Origin of the sequence: Rothia sp. HMSC066G02 (genome assembly GCF_001813145.1) — a bacterium.
GTDB lineage: Bacteria > Actinomycetota > Actinomycetes > Actinomycetales > Micrococcaceae > Rothia.
The window spans coordinates 264,074-275,636 of record NZ_KV811586.1 but is presented as its reverse complement, the minus strand read 5'-3'; the positions used below and the strand labels follow the sequence as shown (position 1 = coordinate 275,636).

Annotated in this window: 6 protein-coding genes and 1 tRNA gene; 6 read left to right on the top strand and 1 reads right to left on the bottom strand. The window is 63.2% G+C overall.

The window, feature by feature from the left end; translation table 11 throughout:
* The first annotated feature begins 298 nt into the window (after nucleotides 1–298).
* The 5 genes from HMPREF2894_RS03795 (at nucleotide 299) to HMPREF2894_RS03775 (ending at nucleotide 5,151) form a co-directional block, all read left to right on the top strand.
* Nucleotides 299–374 (top strand) — tRNA-Arg (locus tag HMPREF2894_RS03795).
* A 376-nt stretch (nucleotides 375–750) separates the two neighbouring features.
* A complete protein-coding gene (locus HMPREF2894_RS03790; protein ID WP_049340329.1) occupies nucleotides 751–2,337 on the top strand; it encodes a DNA repair protein in 1,587 nt (528 codons plus the stop codon).
* Nucleotides 2,337–3,602 (top strand): cell wall biosynthesis glycosyltransferase, encoded by a 1,266-nt coding sequence (locus HMPREF2894_RS03785; protein WP_070593010.1) that lies wholly within the window; start codon nucleotides 2,337–2,339, stop codon nucleotides 3,600–3,602. The genes HMPREF2894_RS03790 and HMPREF2894_RS03785 overlap by 1 nt, the downstream gene beginning before the upstream one ends.
* Nucleotides 3,603–3,895: 293 nt before the next feature.
* Nucleotides 3,896–4,216, top strand: coding sequence for a 2Fe-2S iron-sulfur cluster-binding protein (locus tag HMPREF2894_RS03780; RefSeq protein ID WP_005509285.1), 321 nt, complete (start codon nucleotides 3,896–3,898; stop codon nucleotides 4,214–4,216).
* Nucleotides 4,217–4,218: 2 nt separating this feature from the next.
* On the top strand, nucleotides 4,219–5,151 hold the full coding sequence (locus tag HMPREF2894_RS03775) for a DUF4232 domain-containing protein (protein ID WP_049350511.1): 933 nt from the start codon (nucleotides 4,219–4,221) through the stop codon (nucleotides 5,149–5,151).
* Between the two features lie 152 nt (nucleotides 5,152–5,303).
* On the opposite strand, the gene HMPREF2894_RS03770 is transcribed toward HMPREF2894_RS03775, so the two are convergent.
* Nucleotides 5,304–5,891 carry a malonic semialdehyde reductase gene (locus tag HMPREF2894_RS03770; RefSeq protein ID WP_070677876.1) on the bottom strand — a complete coding sequence of 196 codons (588 nt, stop codon included), beginning with the start codon at nucleotides 5,889–5,891 and terminating at the stop codon, nucleotides 5,304–5,306.
* A gap of 147 nt (nucleotides 5,892–6,038) precedes the next feature.
* Between HMPREF2894_RS03770 and HMPREF2894_RS03765 the strand changes: the two genes are divergently transcribed.
* Nucleotides 6,039–11,543, top strand: a complete 5,505-nt coding sequence (locus HMPREF2894_RS03765) for a DEAD/DEAH box helicase (RefSeq protein WP_070677874.1) — start codon at nucleotides 6,039–6,041, stop codon at nucleotides 11,541–11,543.
* Nucleotides 11,544–11,563 lie beyond the last annotated feature (20 nt).

The following is an 11,563-nucleotide window of genomic DNA, read 5'->3' as shown; positions in this document are numbered from 1 at the left end:
CGCATCACATTCTTTTGGGGCGAAAAGATTTTTTGAGGGACTTCTGGATGTTTCTGAAGGGTGCAGAGGGGTATTTTTGGGTGCCTTCGGGGTAGGTTTTGGTGCGCAATAAAAATATTTTGAAAAAATTTTGTGACCACAAAAACCCCGGAATTCCGCGGTAAAACGGGGTATTTCCGGCTTCTTCGGAGGGAATTTTGGGCAGATTTCGAGTTTTTCGGCTTGCACACCCTCGAGGACATCCGTATAGTAGTACCTGTTGCCGCGACGGGTTGAAGAAATCCGAAGCGAGGAACATGCGCCTGTAGCTCAACGGATAGAGCATCTGACTACGGATCAGAAGGTTGGGGGTTCGAATCCCTTCGGGCGCACCAACGATCCCCGGTTCTTCGGAACCGGGGATTTTTTGTGTCTCCAGAAATACGCCCGGAAAGTGCCCCGCCGAAAGTACCTCGCCGCAAGCGCCGGATACAACGCAAACCACCGCGCTCACGACAGGCGGCGCGGCGCGCAGAAGCCACAGTGCATGGAGATGCCCATATAGGAGACGCCTGTATAGAGGTGTAGCAAAGACGCTTCAACCGCCTCATCCGCACCCAACAGCTGTTGCAAAAGTGCGTTTCAACCTGTGAATCCACAGATTTACGCGCCCAGATGACGTGCCCCGGGGCACACCCGCCAAAAAACGCATAGGATGGAAAGAAGACCCTCCACGCATAGGTTGGAGAGCAGACAACGCGAAGGAGCACTATGGCACAGCTATCCATTCCGCAGTCCCTGATAGGTGCACTCATCGATATAGCCGATCTGGGAACACTCGATTACTTCCCGCCCACCGAACGATGCGCCCACTGGTCCCTCTATGACGCGCAACACCAGGAACTACTCTGCCCCTGCGCACCCGCCGCCAACGCCACCACGGAGAAGCTCTTTGAAGCCGCGGCGAAGATTCTCTACGAGAACTTCCCCCGATATATCGACTCTCCCGAGGAAATCATTCCCTATACCTCCCGGCAGGAACTCGTTGCCGCTCTGCGTCGTGGCGACGATGAGCTCAGCGATGAGGAGCAGACAACCAAAGTTACCGCAGACTCTACGGCTGATGTTGAGGTTGAACCTAACCCCACAGAATCTGCAGTAATTGAGGATGCTGAAGTTAGCGCTTCTGTTGCGCCCAAGCCTGCAGCCCCGAAGCCTGCGCCTTCCCCCGCGCTCTTTGCGGCCCGCGCAGCGCAAGCCCCCAGCCCGGTTCCCAGCGTGCCGGAAGAAGCACCCGCAGAAAAGACCGCACCGGTGCCGAGCCCGGCAACGATTACCGCTGCAACGTCTGTAGCAGCGGCACCCGAGCCCACTGTACCGAAGCCAGCTGCGCCCAAACCCGCAACTCCTACGTCTGCAGTGCCGAAGCCTGCCGCACCGACTCCCGGTGCCCCCTCCCCCGGTATGTTCCGCAAGTCCACGCTCACCTACCGACCGCCGCGCATCGAAGAGTACCTGGAGGGTCTGCGCGCCCGCCAGCAGGCGGCCGAAGCCGCCGCCCCGGAAGCCGCGCAGTCGGTAGCGGGTACCGAACAGGTATCTGCTGAAGAGTTGCCCGTGCTCAGCCACGCTGCACCGATAGCTACGGTCCCGAAGCCTGCCGCGCCGAAACCAGGTGCGCCGAAGCCTGCCGCGCCTACCCCGAGCGCTCCCGCCGCAGAGCCGGTCGCCGCAGCACCTCGCGCCATTACCGCTGAGGACCGCGAACGCCCCTACCCCTACCGCCTGCGTCCGAGCCTGCGTGCCCGCCTTGAACGCGAAAACATCAGCGAAGAGCTCGTGCGCGCCATCCTGCGCGAAGGTAAAGCAGAACGCATCAACGACTGGACCATTCGCTTCACCCACGACGACTACCGGGTTGACGTGAACACCGCCTCCGCAGAAGTCATTACCGTCATCGACGAATACGACGCCGACTACAACGAGGCGGCGCAAACCTCCCTGGCTCAGGGCGAATACACCTCGCTCAACGCCCTGGAACTTGAGTTCAGCGAGCGCGCCCGCACCTTCTTGAAGAAGAACCCGCCGTTCGTTTTCGATCTGATGCTCCAGACGCTGAGCAGCCCCGAGAGCGTGCGTATGGCTGAAGGCTGGACCCGCATCTACGCGGCGCAGGGCCTGGAAATCGCAATCTCGCCCGATGAGCGGACCGTTATGGCTCTGGCGAAGACAGCGGACTTCCACAACCTGCACGCAGAAACCCTGCGCAAGGTGCAGCTGGAAGAGCTCAGCAACACCCTGGCAAAGCAGGCAGAAGATAAAGCAGCTCGGGCAGACACCACCGAGGAGGAGAAATAATGTCCGCTAAGCAGATTACCGTTCCTCTTGAGGTGTACGTTCGCCTGCAGGAGCTTGCTTCCCTCGCAACCTATAGCTACCGGGACAACCAGGGCTCAGAAGAAAGCACCGCAAACGATAAGCCGTGGGATTTGCTCTCCAAGGACGGCGCGTCCCTACTCGATGAGAACGGCGCGCTCAAGCCCGAAGCGGCAGAGCTCTACTTCACCCTGTTGCCGCTCATCGCCCAGGAATTCGTAGAGCAACAGCAGGCACTCGTGGACGCATACCGTCAGGCGCCCAAGCCCGCCGCCGCACGCGCCAAGATTCGCCCCTCCAACCAGCGCCTCATTCCGCTGACCGAGGTGCCGCTGGAGAACCAGCGTATTGCCGCGCGCATCGAGAAGGAATTCTACGGCGAGGTGCCGCCGCGCCGCCGTATCTACGGCGTGCTCCCGGGCGTGATGGACTATATGATGCGCCACAGCCTCACCTACGAGCTACTGCTGGACATCATCGAATCGCCCGCAAGCACGGTGGTTCAAGAAAGCGCGCAAGAGAACCGCTACGGCCGAGAAGTCACCCTCTACACGCATGAAGAGGAAGGCTACCAGGTGGTGCTCAACCCCCTGACCGCCGAGGTGCTCGCGCTACGCCCGCTGCAGGCTCTCGCCGGAGGCTACCAGCTCTCCCCCGAGGCTCAGGCTCAGCTCAAATCGCTCGGACTGACCGGCGAGTACATTGCCCGCATCCTGGATGAGGCCGAGGACCGCCGCCCGATTCCCGGCAGTAGCCGCACCGTGTACTCGCTCAACGGCTACCAGGTGGAGTTCTCGCACTCCGACCAGCAGGTGATTCGTATTAGCCGCGGCACCGCGCCCAGCCGTAACCCCTTCGAATCGCAGCCGAGGATGAGCGGTACGAAGAGGCAGCGCGGCCGCAAGATTCCGCACGATGTGGATGCGTTCGTGCAGCTACTGCAGGAGCACGGCTTCACCATCACCATGGGTGGTAAGCACTACGATATCCGCCACGAGAAGCTGGCTCCGGGGCAGAAGGCGGTCACCTCGGTGACTCCCTCGGATTCGCAGCGTTGGCACCTGAACTCGGCACGCCAGATCCGCAATACCTTCGGTATCGACCTGCGCTACGCCGACCCGCGTGATAGCGTGCGAGGTATTGTGCGCGGTCCGGGACGAAGCGTCCAGAATACTGATGACCACAGCGTAGAAAAGCAGGACGCCGAGAAGAGCGCGGAGAAGACGGCGGAGAAGGAATCCGAGTAGCTCTTCGTCACAGTTGAAGCATAGCCGTTGAAGCGCGCCCGCGTGCCGGTTCTTTATACTGCCCCCAGCATGTCTTTGCATCTGGGGGCAGTATTCATATGCGCCTATATCCCGCGTTGTCAGGGCAATACGGGGTAGACTGGGGGCAATACAGACATGCTATTCAGCATAAAAATTAATATGCGTTCCCGTGATATGCGTGACGGTAGGGTTGGGGATGCGCCACAAAGTACGGTGAATAACAGCCCCTACCTCTACAATAGAAACGCATCACTACAGAAGAAGGAGAACGCATGGGCGTAACGATTAAGGTCACTGACGAAGCAGGCGTAAACTACGACATTCAGTGGGAAGACCACCACACCCTCCTGGAAACCCTCCAGGCTAACGGCGTGCCGGTCCTCGCAACCTGCGGTGGTAACGCATCCTGCGCTACCTGCCACGGCTTCATCGACCCCGAGCACTTCGAGGCTTCCGGTGAGCGCACCGAAGCTGAGCAGGACCTGCTCGACATGGTCGACGATGTCGCCAACGAGTACTCTCGCCTGTGCTGCCAGGTCGAGTACGCCCCCGGTATGGACGGAGCAGAAATCCAAATGCAGGCGGCGATGTAATCATGTTTAAATCGGCTCAGGTACTCGCATCAACCACCCTCCTCTGTTGCGTGCTAGCGCTCAGTGGATGCGGCGCGTCCCAGGCCGGTCAGGAAGCTGAAGGTACCTCGGCAAATCCGAGCGCATCAGCTTCGGTCAAGCCCGGCACGATTCGAGTAGCCTCCGACGGGGCTACCCCTTCGGTGAGCCCGGGCTCCATTACCGTGGTGAACTCCCCCGACGCGGAACACCACGAGTCTTCCTCCCACACCGAGACTCACGAGTCGAAGCAGAGCTCTGACTCTCATTCCTCTGAGTCCTCCCACGAGGGTTCCGAGCAGAACAAGTCGGACGACTCTGATTCTCAGCAGGATTCCCAGAAGAGCTCAGACTCGTCTTCGCAGTCGGGTTCTCGCTCTTCGGGCAACTCTTCGAACTCCTCCGGTTCCTCGAACTCGTCGAATTCTTCCAACTCCTCGAATTCTTCGAGCTCTTCGGAGAAGTCCTCTAACTCCTCCAACAATAACGCTGCTGAGGGACCGACCCAGTGCGATCTGGACGACCTGAACGTTTCGGTTGCCATTGGAGAAGGCTCCCCCGGCGCCCGAAACTACACCCTGTACTTCCAGAACTCCTCGAACTCCCCCTGCACCCTGCGCGGCTACCCGCGCGTGGTCCATGCGGGCCCCTCGGGAACCTGGGTCGGCCGTGAGGCATCCGCCTCTGCTGAGTACATGAACCCTGCGGGAGTGACCCTCAACCCCGGCGATAGCACCACCGCGGTACTGCGTTCGGTGTACCCGGCACGCTTCGGTGACGATTGCGGTAGCCGCCCGGTTCAGGGCTTCCTGGTGGGTCTTCCCTCCGGTTCCGGTGGCGTGATTGTTCCGCTGGATACGACCGCATGTTCCTCGTCTGTTCCGCAGCTGTCGGTGGGTCAATTTGGTGCCCGCTAACGCGCCCGTTGCAGATGTGACAACATCTCTGGCACGTTGTGTGCGCATATAGTTCGCATATAGTTCAAGGGCGGTTCCCCTCGATGGGGAACCGCCCTTGAACTGTCTATAAACCTAGGGTTTAGCTTTAGCTATGCGGTAGCCGCGCACTCTTAGAGGGAGCGGGCAACCTCATCGTGGCTGAAGCGTGCACCGCGCGGGTATGCGGGCGCCTCGCCGTGACCGAGGTTGACGACCAGGAAGGGGATTTCTGCGTTGTCCGCGAAGAATTCCTTCTTGATGCCGGCGAAGTCTGCGCCGGTCATGGGGCCGGCATCCAGGCCGAGTGCACGGATCGCGGTGATGAAGTAGCCTGCCTGCAGGTGAGCGCTCAGCTCAGCGGCGGGGGTAGCAAGCTCCTCGGAGGGGTAGAAGCCCTTGATGAAGCCGGCAGCGTTGGGGTTGAAGGTGTCAGCATGCTCTACCCAGTTTGCGTCTGCGGAGAGAATCGCGGTGACCGGTGCCGCCTGAGTCTTAGCCTTGTTGCCGTCTGCCAGGTGTGCGACGAGGCGCTCGCGTGCCTCGGGGCTCTTGACCCAGGTGATGCGCAGGGGCTGGCTGTTGAAGGCGGTGGGGCCGTAGAAGGTCAGTTCCTGGATGCGGCGCAGCTGCTCGTCAGTGACGGGCTCCTCGGTGAAGGAGGAGACGGTGCGCGGCTCGTGGAAGAGGTTGATGAGCTGTTCGTCGTTCAGGCGGGTCATGGTGGTGCTCCTTTGTGTTGTTCTCTCAGTCAATTACTTTACAAGTAAAACATTACGGGCTTGTTAGGAACCTGTCAAGCACATCTTCCTCCCCCAGCCCCCAACAATTCAAGAGGCGCACACCATAAACCCCGCCATAATAGATACATGACCGACGCACTCTCCCACTTCTCCGCCCCCGTACGCGACTGGTTCCGCGCCACCTTCAGCGCACCCACCGCCGCCCAAGAAGGCGCCTGGGAGAACATCCGCAACGGCAACAACACCCTCATCATCGCCCCCACAGGCTCCGGCAAAACCCTCGCCGCATTCCTCTGGGCACTCGATGCCCTACACCGCGAACACGAAGCCGGAACTGCAGGCGGCACGCGCATCCTCTACATCTCACCCCTCAAAGCACTCGGTGCGGACGTCGAACGCAACCTACGCGCGCCCCTCGCCGGAATCACCCGCCTGAGCGGCAACGACACTGGCGAGCCGAGCATCACCGTGGGCGTGCGCAGCGGCGACACCCCCGCACGCGAACGCCGCCAACTCATCAGCAACCCACCCGACATTCTCATCACCACCCCTGAATCCCTCTACCTCATGCTCACCAGCGCCGCCCGCAACACCCTCGCCGGCGTGACCACCGTGATCGTGGATGAGATTCACAACCTTGCCGCCACCAAACGCGGCGCGCACCTGGCAGTATCCCTCGAACGCCTCGATGCGCTCCTTGAAAAGCCCGCACAGCGCATTGGTCTCTCCGCAACCGTCGAAAACCCGGAGGCGGTCGCCCGGTTCCTCGGTGGCATTCAGCCGGTGACCATCATGAGCCGCCCGGTTGCCAAAGAATGGGACCTGCGTCTGAGCGTGCCCGTACCCAATATGGCGGCGCTCGGAGGCGCCAACGACTACGGGCAGGGGCTCTACGCCCCATCAGAATATGCGCCCTCGGAGGTGCCGGGCGGCGGGGGCTCAACTTCTGCCGGCTCGGCGCAGGGCGCGGCACAGCCTGCCCCCAGCGCAGCGAATACCCCGGCAAGCGCGCCCTACACGCTGGAAGATGCCATTGGCGTATTCCCCGGGCAGGAAACTGGTCAAGAAACCGGACAAGAAACCGGACAGGCAAACCCGGCGCGACAGGGCAATAACGCCGCGCCCAAAAATACGCTCACCATCCCGGAAGAATCACTCCGTGAAACTGCCGATAGCGAGCGTCCCGAGACTTCCATCTGGCCGCGCGTACAGGAGCGCATCGTCGACCATATTGAGAACAACCGTTCTACGATTGTTTTCGTTAACTCGCGTGGACTAGCGGAAAAGCTCACCGCGGCACTCAACGATATTCACCTACACCGCGTGCTCGCAAAGCAGGGCATCAGCCCCGAAGACTACGCGGCGGGCATCTGCGACATCGCCGAGGTGCCACCGCTCGCCCGCGCGCACCACGGCTCCGTATCCAAGGAACAGCGCACCCTCATCGAGGAAGCGCTCAAGGGCGGAACCCTACGCTGCGTGGTCGCCACCAGCTCCCTGGAGCTGGGCATCGACATGGGCCACGTGGACCTCGTAATCCAGGTGGCCGCACCTCCATCGGTTGCCTCCGCACTGCAGCGCGTGGGCCGCGCCGGACACCGCGTGGGCGAAATTTCGCGCGGATTCTTCTACCCCAAGCACCGCGGCGACCTGCTCGGCGCAACCGTCACCCTCGCCGGAATGCGCAGTGGAACCCTCGAGCCGCTTGCCATCCCCACCAACCCCCTGGACGTACTCGCGCAGCAGACCGTCGCCGCCTGTGCGTTGGGCCCCATCAGCGTGGACTCCTGGTACGAGGCGCTACGCCGCAGCGCGCCCTACGCCGAACTGCCGCGCGCCCTCTTCGACTCCGTACTCGAAATGCTCGCCGGACGCTACCCCTCCGACGAATTCGCCGAACTGCGCCCGCGCATCATCTGGGACCGCACCCCCACCGAGGAAGCCCCCTCCGGCAGTATTGAGGGCCGCCCGGGTGCGCAGCGCCTCGCCGTCACCAGCGGCGGCACGATTCCCGACCGCGGGCTCTTCCCCGTCTACCTGGTCAGCGGCAATGAGGAGCGCGGCCCTAAGCGCGTGGGTGAGCTCGACGAGGAAATGGTGTACGAATCCCGTGCTGGCGAGGTCATCACCCTCGGCGCGAGCAGTTGGCGCATCGAAGAAATTACGCATGACGCGGTGCGGGTCTCCCCCGCACCCGGTCAGCCCGCACGCCTGCCCTTCTGGCACGGCGACCGCATGGGCCGCCCCTACGCCCTGGGCGTGCAGACGGGTACGTTCACGCGCGCCCTCTCCAGCCTGGACGCCACCGATAGCGCCGCCGCCCGCCAGCAACTCGAACAGCTCGGACTGGACACCTGGGCAGTCGATAACCTGCTCGCCTACCTGCGTGAGCAGCGCGAATCCACCGGGGCGGTCCCCTCCGATACCCGCATGATTGTAGAGCGGCACCGCGACGAACTGGGCGATTGGCGCGTGGTCCTGCACTCGCCGCTCGGCTACGGGGTGCACGCACCCTGGGCGCTGGCGGTACGCGCCCGCATTGAGGAGCGGTACGGGGTGGACGCTTCCGTCATGGCGAGTGATGACGGCTTGATTCTGCGTCTGCCCGCTATGGAGGATGTGCCGCCCGGCGCTGATCTGTTCCTTTTCGACCCGGACGAGCTGGAGGCGATTGTCACCGAACGCGTAGGCGATTCGGCGCTTTTTGCGTCTCGGTTCCGTGAGAATGCGGCGCGTGCCCTGCTGTTGCCGCGCCGTGATCCGGGTAAGCGCACCCCGCTGTGGCAACAGCGTCAGCGTGCGGCGCAGCTGTTGGATGTGGCGCGTAAGTACCCTGATTTTCCGGTGCTTTTGGAGACGGCACGCGAGTGTCTGCAGGATGTGTACGATGTTCCGGCGCTGGTTCAGGTGCACCGTTCGTTGCAGTCTCGGGCGGTATCCATGCTGGAGGTTGAGACGAACGACCCTTCGCCTTTTGCACGAACCCTGCTCTTTGAGTACGTTGCCGAGCACCTCTACGACGGCGATGCACCCGCCGCCGAACGTCGCGCCGCCGCGCTGTCGCTGGACCCGGCTCTACTGGCTGAGTTGCTGGGTTCGAGCGGTCTGCGCGACCTGCTGGATCCGGCGGTTCTGGTGCAGACTCAGCAGCGTCTGCAGCGCACGGATGAGCGTTACCGCGCCTGCGGCGTGGAGGGCGTGGCGGATCTTTTGCGTCAGCTGGGTCCGTTGAGCGCGCGGGAGTTGAGTCTGCGCTTGCAGGCTGACAACCCGCGGGCTCAATCTGCGGCACAAGGTTCTCAAGATTTCGGCGAGTCCGAGGACTCTGAAAACTACGGCGAAGAGTACGGCGCGCACGCCAGCACGGATCAGGCGCGTGCCCTGGCGGAAGAGCTGGTGCGCTCGCGCCGCGCGTTCTCGTTCATGGGAGCTGCCGACGGTTCCGCCGAGCCGCAGCTGTACTATGCGGTGGTTGAGGATGCCGCGCGTCTGCGCGATGGGCTGGGCATTATGCCCGCCGCGGCGCTTCCTACTGCCCTTTTGGAGCCGGTCGCGGAGCCTTTAGAGGATCTGGTCTCTCGATATGCGCGCACCCACATTCCCTTTACGGCGCAGCAGGCGGCGGAGCATTTTTCGCGCCTGACCCCGGTGGGCGTGGGCGTGCTGACTCCGGTGTTGCAGCGTCTTCAGCAGCAGCGCCGCCTGAGCTCCGGCGAGTTCCTGCCCGAGGTGTTGCGTGCCTTGGGGTCTGCCGGTGTTGAGTGGGTGGATGCGCAGGTTTTGCGCACGATTCGTGCCCGTTCTCTGGCGGCGTTGCGTGAGGAGATTGAGCCGGTATCGGCGCAGGTCTATGGTGTATTCCTACCCTCGTGGCAGAACGTTCGTTCTTTATCCGTGCGGGTTGCACAGACCCTTCCGGAGGCGAGCGCCTACGGTGCGTTCATGCCCTCCCGCCGTGCCGCCACGGTGGTAGGCGAGAGGGTGGCACCCCTCAGCCCTGCCGCTGAAAACAGTGCTGATAGCGCGGCTCAAGATTCCGCCTCCGCCACGGAGGATCTGCTCACCGCCATCGACCAGCTGGCGGGTGTGCGCGTACCGGCTTCCGCGCTGGAGACGCTGATCCTCCCGGCGCGTGTGCCCGGCTACCAGCCGCACATGCTGGACGAGCTGATGGCAAGCGGCAGGGTGTTCTTCACCGGCGCCGGTCAGCTCGGCGGCGGTAGCGCGCAGAAGTCTGACGGCTGGATTCGCCTGCATTTGAGCGAGAGTTCCTCGCTGACTCTGGGTGAGCTGACCATGGGCGAGGACTACCCGGAGCAGCTGTTACGCGCGGAGAACCCCGAGCTTTGGGAGGCGCTGCAGGCTCCGGGCACGCTCGAGCACGCCATCTATGAGGCGCTGGCTCATGGCGGCCTGTTCGTGCCGGCGCTACGTGAGCGGGTGGCGCAACTGATGAGCGCTGCGGCACCTGCCGGTCAGGTGGTGACTTTCCCGGATGCGGCGGAGGTTTCGGCAGCGCTGTGGCGCCTGGTGTGGGCTGGTGCGGTGACGAACGATAGTTTCGCGCCGGTTCGGGCGATGCTTGCGGGCGTCCGCAGTGCGCATCCGACTCCGGCAGCCCCTGCGCGTCTGTCGCGGGTGGGTCGCCGTGGTGCGGGCCGTATTGCGGCGGCACGCGCCTCCATGGGTAACGGCTTGGCGGGCGGATACGGCGCTGCCACCGGGCGCGGTCTGCGTTCCCTGCGCGGCGGGTTCCATGGCGCCGCTCCCGCCGTTGCCCCGCAGGATAGCGGTCGCTTCTCACGCGTGGACACACTGCTGCAGGAGCCGGTGGAGGCGACGGTTACGGCGCTCGCACGCGCCGACCTGCTGCTGGACCGCTACGGTGTACTGACTCGCGGGTGCCTGCAGGTGGAGGATTCTGCCGGCGGGTTCTCGCAGCTGTACCGGATTTATTCGGCGGCTGAGGATCGTGCGCTGGTGCGTCGCGGCTACTTTATTGAGGGTTTGGGCGCGGCGCAGTTTGCCGCCCCCGCGACGGTGGACCTGCTGCGTTCTACCGCCGATAGCCTCAGTGTTCCCGCAAGTCCACAGGGTTTTGGCGCGACACAGGGTTTTGGTGCGAGTGCCTACACCCCGCAGCGTACCGATACGGAGCGGGTGTACGGCACGTTCACAGTGACCCTGTTGGCGGCGACCGACCCCGCGAACCCGTACGGTGCGGCGCTGAGCTGGTCCGCGATTCCCTCCTTTGCGCACGAGGGCGAGGGCACCGTAAAGCACCGCCCGGCACGCAAGGCGGGCGCCTGCGTGGTGCTGGTGGACGGCGCACCGGTGCTCTATGTGGAGCGTGGCGCGAAGACCCTGTTGGCTTTCACCACCGACCCGGTACTTCTGGAGGCGGCGGCCCCCGCCCTGGCGCGCCTGGTGTCCACCGGTGGCGCGGAGAAGATTTCGGTGGAGAAGGTCAACGATGTGGAGCTTTTGGGCACCCACACGGTGAGCACATCCACATTGGGCGCATCCGGCGGCGAGGTTGTAGAGCATCCGGTGGAGGCGCTGCGTGCGGCGCTGCAGGCGCAGGGGTTCTACGCGACGGTTCGCGGCTTATCGCTACGCCGCTCCATTTAGACTGCGCCGTTCCATTTAGC